This window comes from Marinomonas ushuaiensis DSM 15871 (genome assembly GCF_000521805.1).
GTDB lineage: Bacteria > Pseudomonadota > Gammaproteobacteria > Pseudomonadales > Marinomonadaceae > Marinomonas > Marinomonas ushuaiensis.
In genome coordinates this window covers 311,100-325,972 of sequence record NZ_JAMB01000001.1, presented here as the reverse complement: position 1 = coordinate 325,972, position 14,873 = coordinate 311,100, and the positions used below count along the sequence as shown (strand labels likewise).

Below are 14,873 nucleotides of genomic sequence, written 5' to 3'. Positions count from 1 at the left end.
CAACCAAACGAATTAACGAAAATCAGGAGATTATTCATGCTGTCTATTATCAATAATAAAAGTGAGGCGGTATTTAAAAAGCTTCCTGAATCTTTAGTCTTGTTTGTGGCTCGTTTCGCCATTGCGGCTGTATTTTGGAAGTCAGGACAAACCAAAATCGATGGATTTTCTCTAGATATTATCGCAATGAAAATGGAGCTCGGTTTACCAAGATTGGCCGAATCCACTGGCTTTCTATTTGAATACGAATACAATTTGCCACTGATTCCACCCATGATTGCGGCTGTTCTTGCAACACTAGCAGAACACATTCTGCCAATTCTTATTTTAGGTGGATTATTTACTCGTCTCGCTGGTTTTGGTATCGCTGGCATGACATTAGTGATTCAACTTTTTGTTTATCCAGAAGCTTATCCAACTCATGCTACTTGGTTAGCAATCGCTTTGTTACTCATGTACAAAGGCGCAGGGTCATTCTCTCTAGATCATTTATTAAGAAGAAATCGCTAATCAATCGCTTTACTTCTAATAGAAATACTTTTCTAACTAACAACTCGACTTCCCCAAAAAAGCCTTTCTCAGTGGAAAGGCTTTTTTGGGACGAGACACATTTCTTTAAAAAGCTAAGAGGTTGCTGGTAACGTAAAAGTAGACGTTGCCTGCTTCGTTTGCTCTGCAGATCCAGACAAAGCATCGGTTAATGATGTTAAACGCAAAGACGTTTGACTGTTATTCACAGTTACATCGACAATCTGAATAATATGTAATGCAATTTCATTCGCTTCTGCTGCTTGGCTTTGAGCCAAAGCAGACAATTCATCCAGACTTCTCAAGGATACTTCAGAGTCTTTTTCTAACTGACTCAATGGCACAACCACGTTTTCTATTTGTTTCACGCCATTTCGCATACGCTCTTGGCCTTGCTCCATCTCATCCGATATTTGCACAGATAAGTTCGCAATAGATGTAATCACCTGATCAATAGACTCTGTGACCTTAGCAGTGTTACTTGCTAAATTTCTCACTTCATCCGCCACAACGGCAAAACCACGACCAGCTTCACCTGCACGGGCCGCTTCAATAGACGCGTTCAATGCCAACAAATTGGTTTGGTCTGCTACATTGCGAATATCATTAACAAACTCGGATACCGTTGTCGCACTTTCTTTTAGCTTAGCAACTGAGTGTGATGTTTCTTCTATATAAGCTGCAACAGAGGTAATGTCTTGTGCTGCCGTATTGATAATTTGTTTACCTTGCTTGGCTAAATCATGAGCCGCTTCCGCTTGGTTACGCGATACGCTCACATGCTCTGCCATGGTTTTCGCGCCACTAGACAGTTCTTCCACCGAGCCTTGAATATCACTTGCCATCGACTCTTGTTTTCCAGATCCTTGTTGAACGTCTATTACGCTCATTCGGATATTTCCCACTGAGTCCACAACAGTTTGAGCACTCATATCGATTCGGCTAATAACACCACCTAAGCTGGACTGCATGCTTTTAAGACTACTTACTAATTTGCCTATTTCACCTTTTGATTGGATATCAATACTGTGGGATAGATCACCTTTGGCGACATAATCGAGCAAAGATGCCATTTTCCCCAGTGGATTGACGATACTCCGAGTGATCAGTACTGACATCACAGAGCCAATCAAAATAGCAAAAACACCAACTCCGATGATCATTAAAATAGCAATCTCGGATTCAGACAAGGTTGCTTGTTGGCGCACTTGCATCATGTTCCGCTCACTTTCAGCAAGCGCTTCTGTTTGATTGAGAAAAGTTTGCAATTCATCGCGAGTAGCTCCGGCCATTTGAGCCTTAGCGTCACTAAGCTCACCAAACTCCAAAGCCTCTACAGTAGATTGTAATGCTGCCTGATAAATGACTCGCTGGGTTTTAAGTGCTTCAACTACAGCCTTATTTTTCTCAGAGGTAACGAGATTTGTCATGGTTTCTAAGCTAGCATCCATGTTGCGATTACGCTCATCGATTTCTTTATAAATCGCAACTCGCTGATCTCGCTCTTCTAATACAAACAATAATAAAAGGCGACTCGCCAAGCTTTCAGCATTTACGTTCAGTTCACCAGTCAGCTCAACCAGTGCTGCGTTTTCGTCGACAATGCCTCGAATATTGCTAGACAATGATTGAAAGCGAGTTGCAGAAAGGCCCACGACAACCAATAGTAATATCAACAGCACCAAATAGCTGGCCGTTAATCGACCTCGAATCGTTGTAAAACCAAACATAAACCTACCCTTAATAATCTTTGAAATAACATGTTAAACAGGTGTTCCATTCTTCCTTAACATTAGTCGTAAATCACGTAACTTTTATTACAGTAACCTAATATAACGATGCAGAGCGCTACATTTTTCGTTGTATTGGCGAAGTATAGGCAATTAAAAATAAGAATGCGGCACACACAACCACACTTGGCCCAGTGGGCGTATCCCATTGATAAGACGCCCACAAGCCGCCACATACGGATAAACAGCCTATGACACTCGCGATAGAAGCCATTTGCACCGGTGTTTTGGACAATTTCCGTGCCGTTGCCGCAGGAATAATCATTAGGGACGTAATCAACAACACACCGACAATTTTCATCGCCACGGCGATCACCAAGGCCACCAGCAACATAAGCAATAGACGAATGGCTTCAACCGGATAACCTTCTACTTTCGCCAATTCTTCATTTACCGTCATCGCCAATAGTGGTTTCCAGAAAATCACCAACAGACTAATAACCGCCAAACCGCCACCGTAAATCCAATAAACGTCAGTTTGGCTAATCGCAAGTAAATCCCCAAACAAATACGCCATTAAATCGATACGGATATTATCAAGAAAACTCACAGCCACCAGCCCTAACGACAAAGCAGAATGTGCTAAAATACCTAATAAAGTATCTGTCGCAATAATATGCTTCTTCTGTAACGTCACTAAAACCAACGCCAGACCAACGCACAAAACGATAATCGCAAGATTCAAATTAATATCGAACAAAAAACCCAACGCCACACCCAACAAAGCAGAATGCGCCAAGGTATCTCCGAAATACGCCATACGACGCCAAACAACAAATGCGCCTAACGGCCCAGCGACAGACGCCACACCCAACCCACCGATTAAGGCTCTGAGTAAAAAATCTAACATCGACTTACTTTCTCCAAACTAGAATTCCACGATTAACAGTGGTAACAAACGTACATTGAATTAATGATGACAATGCTTATGAGGATCATCGGACGACACACTGCCATCATCTTCATGAACATGGTCATGTTGGTGTGCATAAATCGCGATGGTCTCATCCGCACCGGGAACGCCAAATAATGCCTGATAAGCGGGATGACCCGTAACGTGTTGAGGGCTACCGGAGCAACAAACATGCTGATTAATACACACAACCGTGTCGGTTTTCGCCATGACCAAATGCAGATCATGGGACACCATTAAAACGCCACAGCCGAGTTCATCACGAATGGATTCAATTAAGTTATAAAGCTCAACTTGACCATTCACATCCACACCTTGCACAGGTTCATCCAATACAAGTAAATTGGGTTTATTCAATAAAGCTCGAGCCAGTAAAACCCGCTGTGTCTCACCGCCGGATAACACATGAACTTGCGAATGAATAAGATGCGCGATGCCTAGTTTTTCTAGTGTTGGTAAAATCTGACGCTTATCCACGCCACGAACCAATGCCAAGAAATGCTTCACGGTTAAAGGTAAAGTAGGATCAATATGCAGCTTTTGCGGCATATAACCAATACGCAGAGCTTTATGTCGAACAACCTCGCCAGACGTCGCAGCTTGCAAGCCCAACAGAATACGGATCAAGGTACTTTTACCGCTACCATTTGGGCCAATTAAGGTAACGATTTCACCTTCACTAATGCTCATATCGATATTATTCAGCAGAACTCGTCCGTCAAATGAGATACCAATCTTTTCGAAGGCAACCAACTGTTTATTCATGTGCGCCCCCCTTCTGACGGCATTTTACAATCAGCACATAAACCTGTTAATTCAATGGTTTTCGCTCGTAATTCAAAGCCTTGTTGAGCCGCTTTAGCGATCAATGCTGAATGGATATCTTGATAGTCAGACTCCATAACATTGTGGCAATCATCACAGATTAAGAAATAACCTTGATGATCTTTATCCGCATGTGAGCAACCAAGATAAGCATTCATGGATTCCACCTTATGAATCAATCCTGCATTTAATAAAAAGTCTAACGCGCGATAAACCGTTGGTGGCGCAGAGTTAAAACCTTCTTCCGCTAATTTCGCCAATAATTGATAAGCACCAAGCGGCCGATGACTTTCCCAGATCAATTCTAAAGCTCGACGACGCACCTTGGTAAGGCGCTGGCCTTGCTCTACGCATAAAATTTCTGCGGTCGCTAAAGCACTATCAATGCAATCATTATGGTTATGGCTAACACTTTGCTCACCATGATGGTCGTGATTATCTGAAGTATTTTTTTTCATTTAAAACGCCCTTCCAGCATTGCTGATGTAGCTCAAAATCATAGAGGAACTGATGACGATCAAAGCGAACGCCGCGATAAAACCAAACACGCGAGACAGCCTTTGTCGCCAAACTTGATGTTCTCGACTCAATATAAAACCGGTATCACGAACAAGCACACTCACACCTGCCAAAGAAGCCACGGTAATTGCAGTGCCTAAAGACATGGCAAACGTCGCCGCCAAACCCCATTGAAAAATGCCCGTACTCAGAGAAAATAACAAAACTAAAATCGCACCAGTACAAGGTCGAATGCCTACAGCCAGCGTCATCGCCCATATGCTACGACGAGCGGTTTTTGCTTCCTCTGCATCATGTGTTTCATTATGAGAGCAGCAAGCATGATCATGTGAATGACTGTGGTCGTGTGAATGGTCGTGTAAGTGCTCATGTTCTGATGAATGACCGTGCAAATGATCTTTAGAATGATCATGTCCACAACTCGATTTACCACGTAACAAACGTATAAGAATCCAAACGCCAATCAAGCCAACCGCTGCAAAACTCGCCACCTCAAAAAATCGGCTAATCTGCATTGCTTTACCAGCTAATGAAAAGACCTGACTCAAAAAAAGAATCACCAAGACAGCCATCAACCCCTGCGCGCCAGCACACAAGAATGACAACGCGACACCACGACGCAACGGCGCTTTACTCGCCAACATATAGGCGGAAATCACCGCTTTACCGTGACCTGGGCCTGCAGCATGGAACACACCGTAAAAGAAACTCGTGGTGATTAACCCCCACAATAAAGCGGCGCTGCCTTCTTTGCTAATCGCACGTACTAAGGTCACCAACTCACGATGAAAATTCGCCTGCTGACCGATAATCCATTGAATAAAGTCTTGATAAAACGACATGTCTATCGCAGCGTAAAGGGGAGAATTTAAAAAGATGAAAGATAAAAATAAAAAAACGGCGTTCTTCGCCATGACAAACTCTCACTCAAAATAGAAATAAACTTTTGTTATGATATAACAATTACAACGGAAGGAGAAGCCAAAGCCAAGAAACGCTACACTTAATCGAATGGGATTTTCGTTAAATGGTAATTGGGTTTAAAAATCCCATCACACCGCTCATGAAAATTTGCGCCGCCATGGCGGCTAAAATCAACCCCGTAATTTTAGACAGTACATTCAACCCTGTACGACCCAACATTTTTTCGATTAATGAACCGGAATACAGAATTAATGCCAATGTTCCAAGCGCCAACAGCAACCCCATCAAACCTAGGATCAAATCCCAACCTTGTAGCTCAGCACCGTAAACCAGAATCGTACCGATTGTCGCAGGACCGATAATCGTTGGCACCGCTAGAGGAACAACAGACACATCGTCTCGTTCTTCACTCGGCATACCAACAGCATGATTGCGCGTACCATCACGAACCAAACTTAACGCCGATAAAAACAGCAAAACACCCGAGCCGATTTTGAAAGAATCTAATGTTATGCCCAACACGGCAAACAAGCTGCCACCAAAAAACAGCAAGACAATCGCAATCACGGTAGAAGCAATAATGGCTTTATTCGCCACCTGCTTTCTTGATGCTGAAGACTCTCCGCGCGTTAGCGCAAGAAACATCGACAGCACAAAAAACGGCGCGAATAAAAAGAAAAACTTTATCCAAGTCGAGATCAATAAACTCATTTAGGCAACTACCTGAAAAGCACTTAGCAACACGATCAGCGCTGACTTAATGCGAGTTTGACACCAAAGCCAACCAACAATATGCCAGTTAAACCGTCTAATACCTGCGCCACTTTTGGTCGTGCCAGCCACACTCGCGCTTTATGAACCATAAGCGCAAGAAACGTTTGCCACACCATAGCTATCATAAAGTGAAGGGAGGCCATAAAGAGTGATTGACCCAAAGCAGAATAGCTAGGATCGATAAACTGCGGCAAAAATGCCATGTAGAAAATAATTGGTTTAGGGTTCAATACATTCGACAAAATGCCCTGACGAAAGCCACCCCAAGCGGTTAATGGCTTAGACATTTTTTTATCACTGAACGTCATTCCCACCGGTTTCATCGCACTTCGCAATGCTTGCACACCTAAATAAACAAGATACGCCGCGCCCGCAAATTTGAATGCAGTAAACAAACCCGCAGAGCCTAATAAAATGACCGACAAGCCTAGAGCAGACAAGGTTGCATGAGCAAACAGTCCCATGCAAATACCTAAGCTCGTTAAAAAGCCCAAGCGCCATCCGCCTGTCGCCGCATTTCGCATCACTAAAATGGTATCTACACCCGGACTCATAGTAAGAACGGAAATCGCCAACAAAAAGGGTAACCATTGAAAATGCTCTATCATCTGAAACTTCCTTTCTTTACAACTTCATAAAAGGGTTAAAAAAACGTGTCAAAAAACCTTACGTTAAGACTTACAGGTCAAATCTATCCAAGACGCTACAGACATTTCTTCTGCTTCGCGTTTAATTGGCGTACATGTCTCAGACAATGCCCCTGACAAGCGAACCAAGCCTTCTTCTAATGGTTCCATAGCAAAATATAATTCATCATCACCAAACGCCAAACTCAGCGTCGAAGTTTCGAGATTAACTGGCGTAGGCAAAGTAATGGCAAAGCGAACCCACAACATTTGGTCGCGAATACGAATATCAAGAATGCGCACACCGGTTGGCACTATCTCTACTCCGTCCTGCTTCATTTTAATAAAGTAACCATAATTCTCGAAGCTTGTAAAAACGTCGATCATATCTACTTTTTCTTGGCCAGTAAGCTCGCCATCAGAATCAACATCATACTCTGCGATCAAACTAATCGAGGTAAAAAGATCAAGACTCCAAGTCCCTTCTAATGTTTCAATTTTTGGCTGATCCACGGCTATTCTATATTGAGAATCTACCCATACATGTGGATGAGCCATAGCGGTATTCACATACAACACACTGATCAATAACAACCAAAACCGGATCATTTTATCTCACCTGACCTTTTACCCTACTAAACTGGGCGCATAACGAATGCGCGCTTCTAAAATACGCTGAAATTCAAGCGGATCGTGTTGTTGTGCTAAACGCACTGGATCATCTTTTGCACCATGCCATGCTTCTAAACGAGACAACCAGAAACGTAACGCAGCAATCCTTAGCATATAAGGCCAAGCAATCACCTCTTCGTCAGTGACTTCCCGTTCGTGCAAATACGCTTTTAGTAAGGCACGATATTTCGGCATATCTAATTCGCCTGTTTTCGCGTCTGTACACCAATCATTCACAACGATTGCTAGATCGTACACAACCCAAGAATGACAGGCGTTATAGAAATCAATAATCGCTGACAATTTTCCGTCTTCAAACAAGGTGTTGTTGTAAAACAAATCACCATGAATCGTGGTTTTCGGCAAATCATCATGCTCAGCAATAAAAGCATCAAACTCCGCAATTTGCGAGGTCAGTAATTGTGCTTGTTCCGGTTCTAATTCTGCTGAAATGGCTTTGCATGTTTTATGCCACCACGTCACACCACGGTGACTATCACGATGTTCAGGAAAATCTTCCCCTGCAATGTGTAATTTCGCCAAAGCCTCGCCCATTAACCGACACGATTTTTCATCGGTTTGTTTAAGTTCACCACCAGGAAAACAGTCCACAATAATCGCAGGACGATCATTCACCACACGTAAACGCTCGCCATGAATATCAATCAAGGCCGCTGGCACATTAAAGCCTTTGTGTTTCAAATGCGCGACAACGTCTAAGAAATACGGGACTTCGTCTAACTCAAACTCTTCAAACAGTGTCACCACGTACTTTCCTGTGGTCGTCACTAAAAAATAATTGGTGTTTTCTACGCCACCAGAAATACCTTGGAATGAAACCAGTTCACCCAAATAATAATCGGCCACTAAAGCACGCATGTCAGAGTCAGAAAGGGATGTGTAAACAGCCAAGTTGTCTTACCTAATTGAAGTTCAAAAAAATGGTTATTGTGATGGTAAAAAGAGTAAACGCCTATGCTCCACAATAAGTGGCAAAAGGTCAATTCGTATTATTCGATCCCTGAACACAATGTAGTGGGTATTTAGACTGTAAAAATACTAATAAGCCTTTAGAATAGAGCGTAATTATCGCCTATTTATGCAGAGGTTCTATTTTGGCTACGGATTCATCAACACAAACTCCACCTATGGTTCTCGTCGACGGCTCGTCTTATCTTTACCGAGCTTTTCACGCCATTCCGCCGATGCACACCAGCGATGGACACCCAACGAACGCCACTCGCGGTGTGATCAGCATGATCCGCAGCCTAATCAAAACCTACCCAGATTCACCCATGGTGATCATATTTGATGCCAAGGGCAAAACCTTCCGCGATGAAATTTACAGCGAATACAAAGCACAACGTCCGCCAATGCCCGACGACTTACGACCACAAATTGAACCGATTCACCGCATGGTGGAAGCCATGGGGTTACCTCTGGTCGTTATCGACGGTGTAGAAGCCGACGATGTGATCGGCACCATCGCCAAACAAGTCGGTGAAGCAGGACGTGAAGTTGTTGTGTCTACGGGCGATAAAGACATGGCGCAATTGGTGACAGACAAGGTCACTCTCGTGAATACCATGAACAACACTGTCATGGACATTCAAGGTGTCAAAGACAAATTCGGTATTCCTGCAGAACTCATTATTGATTACCTCGCCTTAATGGGCGACAAAGTCGACAACATTCCTGGTGTTCCGGGCGTGGGTGAAAAAACCGCACTGGCCTTATTACAAGGTTTGGGCAGCATCAAAGACATCTACACACGCTTAGATGACATCGCCGACTTAGGTTTCCGTGGTTCCAAAACCATGAAGCAAAAGATGGAAGACAACAAAGAAATGGCGGAATTGTCCTATTTACTCGCAACAATAAAGTGCGATGTAGAACTGCCTTTTAACTCTTTAGAATTGGCAAACGGCGAAGCAAACAAAGATATCTTACGTGAATGGTTCACTAAATTAGAATTCAAAACTTGGTTAACCGATCTCGATAAAGCACCAAGTATTGAAACCGCCAGCGACACAGTCGGCAACCTTGATGGTCAAGTGGACTCACCTGTTGCCTCTAATGTTGAAGTGCACTACGAAACTGTTTTGGACAAAGATGCGTTCAATGTTTGGTTAGAGAAAATCCAAACCGCCGAACTTACCGCCTTCGACACAGAAACCACGTCTTTGAACTACATGGCAGCAGAATTGGTCGGCGTGTCTTTCTCCGTCGAAGCTGGTGTTGCGGCTTATGTTCCGTTCGCCCACGATTACGAAGGCGCGCCAGAACAACTTGATCGCGCTTGGGTATTGGAACAGCTAAAACCTTGGCTAGAAGACGACAGCAAAGCAAAAGTTGGCCAACACCTTAAATACGACGCCAATGTCTTGAACAACTACGACATTACCTTGCGCGGTATTGCTTACGACACCATGTTGGAATCGTACGTTTACAACTCCGTCAGCTCACGCCATGACATGGACACCTTGGCGAAGAAATTCTTAGGTCACACTTGCGTGAGTTTTGAAGAACTCGCAGGAAAAGGTAAAAAGCAAAAAACCTTCAATGAAATCGACCTAGAGCAAGCTGCCTTTTACGCAGCAGAAGACGCCGACATTACCTTACGTCTTCATCAAGCCATTTGGCCGCTCATCGAAAAAACGCCAGAACTCGTCAGCATCTTTAAAGACATCGAATGTCCATTGATTCCTGTTCTAGCGAAAATGGAACAAACAGGCGCCTTAATCGACCCAGAATTACTGCATATTCAAAGCACTGAAATTGGCGCTAAGTTACAAGAATTGGAAATAAAAGCCCACGAACAAGCAGGCGAAAGCTTCAACTTGAGCTCACCAAAGCAACTGCAAGTCATCTTGTTCGAGAAGCAAGGCTTACCAATCCTCAAGAAAACGCCAAAAGGTCAGCCGTCTACGGCGGAACCTATTTTGCAAGAACTAGCACAAGAGCATGAACTGCCGCGCTTGATCATGGAACATCGTACCTTGTCTAAGTTGAAATCCACTTACACCGACAAGCTACCAGAAATGATTCAAAAAACAGGCCGTATACACACGTCTTACCATCAGGCGATCACCGCAACAGGACGTTTGTCATCGACCGATCCGAACTTACAGAACATCCCAATCCGTAGCGCAGAAGGCCGTCGTATTCGCCAAGCCTTTATCGCTCCGACAGGTTACAAATTGCTCGCAGCCGATTACTCCCAAGTGGAACTTCGCATCATGGCGCACTTGTCACAAGACAAAGGTTTGCTAGACGCCTTCACCAGAGACGCTGACGTGCATAAAGCCACCGCAGCGGAAGTGTTTGAAGTCACCTTAGACGAAGTAACCACAGAACAACGCCGCCGTGCCAAAGCCATCAACTTCGGCTTGATTTACGGCATGTCTGCGTTTGGGCTCGCGAAACAGCTTGATATTAGTCGCCCAGAAGCCGCGAAATACATAAAACGTTATTTCGAACGCTACCCCGGCGTACAGCAATATATGGAAAACACCCGTGAAGGCGCAAAAGAAAAAGGCTTTGTAGAAACCATCTATGGCCGCCGCTTGTACTTGCCAGACATCAAAGCCAGCAACGCCATGATGCGCCAAGCCGCAGAACGCACCGCGATCAACGCACCGATGCAAGGCTCCGCCGCCGACATCATCAAACGCGCCATGATCAAAATGCACGACTGGCACGCCACAACAGAACTAGACGTGAAAATGATCCTGCAAGTGCACGATGAACTCATCTTCGAAATCGCTGAAAAAGACCTAGAAGAAGCTCAGACTAAAATCGTCGACATCATGGAAAACAGCAGCAAAATAGACGTGCCGTTATTGGTAGAAGCTGGGGTTGGAGACAACTGGGACGAAGCCCATTAGGACTTAACAGCGGACTAAAAGGGGTCAGATCTCCTAAATATTTAAAGGGGTCTGCCTTCTTTTGAACTGATCCCAATAAGCATAGTTTACGTAACTCTTTCTATGCCTCATAAAAAAATTCATTTACCTAAAAAGATTTGCCTTGTCTGTCAGCGTCCATTTACGTGGCGTAAAAAGTGGGAGCGTGATTGGCCACAGGTGAAATATTGTTCCGAACGCTGTAGACGACAAGGGAAAAGTCGAGAGTTATAGTTGTATTTCATTTTCAATGTAACCTTAAACTTTTTAAGTTTCTTGTTCCTTTACTTAATCGACCTACCATTTCTGCGTCAAATACATCGCGTAATAAAGCAGCATGATGATGTTCGTCTGTTCTAAAGCAGATGACCCTTGTGCACCTGTGAGTTTGAATGTTTTATGTGGCTGGCATTTGGTTATGTAAGATTGTAGCGATTTGGCTCGGGTGCGTTTTTCGCTTTTCACATCTAATCGAATGATTTTATTTATTAATAATAGCTATTTAATTTCTGCGCTACAGCACACTTTTAGTTGCCTTCTAGCCTAAATCTCCAATACCCGATACTCTTACACTTTATTGACGAAGCCTTAGGCTTATTAAACCCTACAAGAGACATTAGATGGCAAAGCGTAAGCGAAGTATGTTCGGTAAAGTATGGTTTGTCCTTTGGCGTGCGGCTCTGCTGTTCGTTGTCTTTTTATTCGTACTTAGATTCGTGCCGCTGTCGACGTCTTCCTTTATGTTGCAGAGTGATTATCCAGTGAAACAAAATTGGATAAGCATTGATAAGCTTCCATCCTATGTTCCTTTGGCGTTTGTTGCGTCAGAAGATCAACGCTTCCCTAACCACTACGGTGTGGATGTTGCCGCCATTACGAAAGCGATTAGCCAATATGAAGATGGCAATGGTCTTCGTGGCGCCAGTACTATTACGCAACAAACGGCGAAAAACATCTTTCTTTGGTCTGGACGAAGCTTAGTAAGAAAAGGCTTAGAGGCAGTTTTAGCGGTGAGCCTTGAAGTTATTTGGGGCAAGAAACGCATTTTAGAAGTGTATGTGAATGTGGCGGAATTCGGCAAAGGCATCTATGGCGTAGAAGCCGCAAGCCAACATTATTTCAATCGATCAGCCAGTCGTTTGACTAGAAATCAAGCCGCTCGATTAGCCGTTATGTTGCCAAGTCCTCGTACGAGACAAGCCAATGCATTGACCTTTTATCTTGGCCAAAGGGTGATTTGGGTTGAGCGGCAAATGCAACAATTGGGTAGCGGCCACCTAAAAGCCATTCTAGAGTAAAAGGTTATGCCCTCTTTTTGAGGTAAAGTGCTAGAATCCATTTCATTCTGATTCGTTTCATTTTCTATTTTCACTTTCTATTTAGTACCAAGGCAAACCATGACTGTTCTTTTGATGACTCCACCGATGACGCAGTTAAATACACCGTATCCAGCGACGGCGTATTTAACTGGTTTTTTGCGCTCTCGTGGTTATCAAGCAGTACAACGAGATCCTGCGATTGAGCTTTTTCTTGAAATGATGACCATGCCTGCACTGGATATTATCCGTCAGCATGTGGAAGACAATTTCGAGGCGTTTGAAGACGATGAACTTCCAGACGTAATTTACACCTTCATGGCAGAATTTGACCGCTATCGTCTTTGTGTTGAGCCTGTTATTCGTTTCTTGCAAGGCAAAGACCCAAGTCTTGCTTTGCGTATTGTTTCTCGCCGTTTTTTACCTGAAGGCCCTGCATTTGATGCCATTGCTCAGATGGAAGCCGTGTCGGGCGATATCCTGAAAACAGCGTTTGGCAGTTTAGGTCTGCAAGACAAGGCAAAGTATTTAGCGACTTTATTTATCAATGATTTGTCTGCGGTCATTACCCAAGGCGTTGACCCTTATTTTGAAGTCAGTCGTTATGGTGAACGCCTCGCAGCAGCGAATCCTAGTTTTGATAATCTCTACGATACGCTAATGGGCGAGCCAAGTTTCAGCTCTGAAATTCTAGAACAATTAGTCGAGCTGTATTTAGAAGAAACCCAACCCAGCGTCGTTGCGTTAACCGTACCTTTTCCTGGCAATGTATTAGGTGCTTTACGCATCGCGCAAACTTGTAAAGCGATTAACCCTGATTTACCTATCGTCATGGGAGGCGGTTTTGTAAATACCGAATTACGCGCTTTAAAAGACCCACGGATTTTTGAATTTGTCGATTTCATTTGTTTGGATGACGGCGAACGTCCTTTTATGACCTTGCTAGAATACTTTGACGGACAGCGAGAAATAGACGATTTAGTACGAACGTATTTCCTCGCAGAAGACGACAATGGCGAACAATACGTTCACTACAATGAAAATGCCGAACTCCATGATATTCCGCAAACTGATGTGGGCACGCCCATATACGATGGTTTGCCATTAGGCGAATACCTTTCTTTGTGTGAAATGCTCAATCCTATGCACCGAATTTGGAGCGATGGTCGCTGGAACAAACTGACTATTGCCCACGGTTGTTATTGGCGTAAATGCAGCTTTTGCGATGTGACTTTGGATTACATCGACCGTTACGATGCCGCTGGTGCTGATATTCTGGTAGATCGAATCGAAGAACTAATCGAAGAAACGGGACAAACCGGTTTCCATTTTGTTGATGAAGCTGCACCACCAAAAGCTTTATTCGCATTAGCAACACGCCTGATCGAACGAGGTGTGGTAATTAGTTGGTGGGGCAATATTCGCTTTGAAAAAACCTTTACGCCAGAGCGTTGCCAGCTATTGGCGGATTCTGGCTGTGTCGCCGTGAGTGGCGGTCTTGAAGTCGCATCAGATCGATTACTTAAATTGATGAAAAAAGGCGTGAGTGTCGAGCAAGTCGCGCGCGTGACCAAAGCCTTCAGCGATGCGGACATTTTGGTTCATGCTTACTTGATGTATGGCTTCCCAACACAAACAGAACAAGAAACCATTGATGCATTAGAAATGGTGCGTCAGATGATGGATCAAGGTTGTTTCCAATCCGCATTCTGGCATCGATTCGCTGCCACCGTTCACAGTCCGATTGGTGTTAACCCTGAAGAGTTCGGCATTACACTGGCTGAACGTCCTGATATTTTGTTTGCTGAAAACGATGTGGACTTCACCGATCCAACAGGCACAAACCATCAAATGCTAGGCGAAGGGTTACGTAAAGCGCTCTATAACTACATGCATGGCATCGGTTTTGATCAGCCGATGGACTTCTGGTTTGAACTGCCTGTCACTCCGACATTGGTTAAAAATACATTGATATCAAAAGCCGTGAACGACGTGATTGCCAATAGCTAATCACATCGTTCAATAGTAATCACTTCTTATCTGTAAATGCTGGCTTTTGGGGTTACTGTCATGCACTCACT

The 14,873-nt window shown here is 43.9% G+C and carries 14 protein-coding genes; 5 read left to right on the top strand and 9 right to left on the bottom strand.

Annotated features, from left to right (window positions below):
• Positions 1–36 precede the first annotated feature (36 nt).
• Entirely contained in the window at positions 37–510 is a 474-nt protein-coding gene (locus tag MUS1_RS01475) for a DoxX family protein (protein WP_036158097.1), read from the top strand.
• A gap of 113 nt (positions 511–623) precedes the next feature.
• Here MUS1_RS01475 and MUS1_RS01470 read toward each other — a convergent pair whose 3' ends face one another.
• The 9 genes from MUS1_RS01470 to MUS1_RS01430 all read right to left on the bottom strand — a co-directional run bounded on the left by MUS1_RS01470 (position 624) and on the right by MUS1_RS01430 (position 8,483).
• Positions 624–2,258 carry a methyl-accepting chemotaxis protein gene (locus tag MUS1_RS01470; protein ID WP_036158094.1) on the bottom strand — a complete coding sequence of 545 codons (1,635 nt, stop codon included), beginning with the start codon at positions 2,256–2,258 and terminating at the stop codon, positions 624–626.
• Positions 2,259–2,376: 118 nt separating this feature from the next.
• On the bottom strand, positions 2,377–3,168 hold the full coding sequence (znuB, locus tag MUS1_RS01465; protein ID WP_036158091.1) for a zinc ABC transporter permease subunit ZnuB: 792 nt from the start codon (positions 3,166–3,168) through the stop codon (positions 2,377–2,379).
• A gap of 60 nt (positions 3,169–3,228) precedes the next feature.
• Entirely contained in the window at positions 3,229–3,996 is a 768-nt protein-coding gene (gene znuC, locus MUS1_RS01460) for a zinc ABC transporter ATP-binding protein ZnuC (protein ID WP_036158089.1), read from the bottom strand.
• On the bottom strand, positions 3,993–4,514 hold the full coding sequence (locus MUS1_RS01455; protein WP_036158085.1) for a Fur family transcriptional regulator: 522 nt from the start codon (positions 4,512–4,514) through the stop codon (positions 3,993–3,995). The genes znuC and MUS1_RS01455 overlap by 4 nt, the downstream gene beginning before the upstream one ends.
• Positions 4,515–5,417, bottom strand: a complete 903-nt coding sequence (locus tag MUS1_RS01450) for a nickel/cobalt transporter (protein ID WP_245595707.1) — start codon at positions 5,415–5,417, stop codon at positions 4,515–4,517. It abuts the gene before it with no gap.
• Between the two features lie 181 nt (positions 5,418–5,598).
• The gene (locus tag MUS1_RS01445; RefSeq protein ID WP_036158079.1) at positions 5,599–6,210 is read right to left on the bottom strand and encodes a MarC family protein; all 612 of its coding nucleotides are present in this window, start codon (positions 6,208–6,210) and stop codon (positions 5,599–5,601) included.
• A gap of 35 nt (positions 6,211–6,245) precedes the next feature.
• The gene (locus MUS1_RS01440) at positions 6,246–6,881 is read right to left on the bottom strand and encodes a LysE family translocator (RefSeq protein WP_036158077.1); all 636 of its coding nucleotides are present in this window, start codon (positions 6,879–6,881) and stop codon (positions 6,246–6,248) included.
• Positions 6,882–6,944: 63 nt separating this feature from the next.
• Positions 6,945–7,508: a DUF1007 family protein gene (locus tag MUS1_RS01435; protein WP_036158074.1), complete on the bottom strand. Its 564-nt coding sequence runs from the start codon at positions 7,506–7,508 to the stop codon at positions 6,945–6,947.
• An 18-nt stretch (positions 7,509–7,526) separates the two neighbouring features.
• Positions 7,527–8,483: a homoserine kinase gene (locus MUS1_RS01430; protein WP_036158071.1), complete on the bottom strand. Its 957-nt coding sequence runs from the start codon at positions 8,481–8,483 to the stop codon at positions 7,527–7,529.
• 236 nt (positions 8,484–8,719) lie between these two features.
• Here MUS1_RS01430 and polA point away from each other — a divergent pair, with 236 nt between their 5' ends.
• From polA to MUS1_RS01415, 4 genes are all read left to right on the top strand, one after another.
• Positions 8,720–11,458 (top strand): DNA polymerase I, encoded by a 2,739-nt coding sequence (gene polA, locus MUS1_RS01425; RefSeq protein ID WP_036158068.1) that lies wholly within the window; start codon positions 8,720–8,722, stop codon positions 11,456–11,458.
• Between the two features lie 102 nt (positions 11,459–11,560).
• Positions 11,561–11,710: a DUF2256 domain-containing protein gene (locus MUS1_RS15805; RefSeq protein ID WP_084035515.1), complete on the top strand. Its 150-nt coding sequence runs from the start codon at positions 11,561–11,563 to the stop codon at positions 11,708–11,710.
• 386 nt (positions 11,711–12,096) lie between these two features.
• Entirely contained in the window at positions 12,097–12,774 is a 678-nt protein-coding gene (gene mtgA / locus MUS1_RS01420) for a monofunctional biosynthetic peptidoglycan transglycosylase (protein WP_036158065.1), read from the top strand.
• A gap of 99 nt (positions 12,775–12,873) precedes the next feature.
• Complete coding sequence (locus MUS1_RS01415) at positions 12,874–14,802, top strand: B12-binding domain-containing radical SAM protein (RefSeq protein ID WP_036158062.1); 1,929 nt, start codon at positions 12,874–12,876, stop codon at positions 14,800–14,802.
• The last annotated feature ends 71 nt before the right edge of the window (positions 14,803–14,873 follow it).

Excerpts from the sequence above, each read along its gene's own strand:
- MUS1_RS01475 (WP_036158097.1), top strand. The coding sequence starts at position 37 with ATGCTGTCTATTATCAATAATAAAAGTGAGGCGGTATTTAAAAAGCTT.
- MUS1_RS01470 (WP_036158094.1), bottom strand. The coding sequence starts at position 2,258 with ATGTTTGGTTTTACAACGATTCGAGGTCGATTAACGGCCAGCTATTTG.
- znuB (WP_036158091.1), bottom strand. The coding sequence starts at position 3,168 with ATGTTAGATTTTTTACTCAGAGCCTTAATCGGTGGGTTGGGTGTGGCG.
- znuC (WP_036158089.1), bottom strand. The coding sequence starts at position 3,996 with ATGAATAAACAGTTGGTTGCCTTCGAAAAGATTGGTATCTCATTTGAC.
- MUS1_RS01455 (WP_036158085.1), bottom strand. The coding sequence starts at position 4,514 with ATGAAAAAAAATACTTCAGATAATCACGACCATCATGGTGAGCAAAGT.
- MUS1_RS01450 (WP_245595707.1), bottom strand. The coding sequence starts at position 5,417 with ATGTCGTTTTATCAAGACTTTATTCAATGGATTATCGGTCAGCAGGCG.
- MUS1_RS01445 (WP_036158079.1), bottom strand. The coding sequence starts at position 6,210 with ATGAGTTTATTGATCTCGACTTGGATAAAGTTTTTCTTTTTATTCGCG.
- MUS1_RS01440 (WP_036158077.1), bottom strand. The coding sequence starts at position 6,881 with ATGATAGAGCATTTTCAATGGTTACCCTTTTTGTTGGCGATTTCCGTT.
- MUS1_RS01435 (WP_036158074.1), bottom strand. The coding sequence starts at position 7,508 with ATGATCCGGTTTTGGTTGTTATTGATCAGTGTGTTGTATGTGAATACC.
- polA (WP_036158068.1), top strand. The coding sequence starts at position 8,720 with ATGGTTCTCGTCGACGGCTCGTCTTATCTTTACCGAGCTTTTCACGCC.
- MUS1_RS15805 (WP_084035515.1), top strand. The coding sequence starts at position 11,561 with ATGCCTCATAAAAAAATTCATTTACCTAAAAAGATTTGCCTTGTCTGT.
- mtgA (WP_036158065.1), top strand. The coding sequence starts at position 12,097 with ATGGCAAAGCGTAAGCGAAGTATGTTCGGTAAAGTATGGTTTGTCCTT.
- MUS1_RS01415 (WP_036158062.1), top strand. The coding sequence starts at position 12,874 with ATGACTGTTCTTTTGATGACTCCACCGATGACGCAGTTAAATACACCG.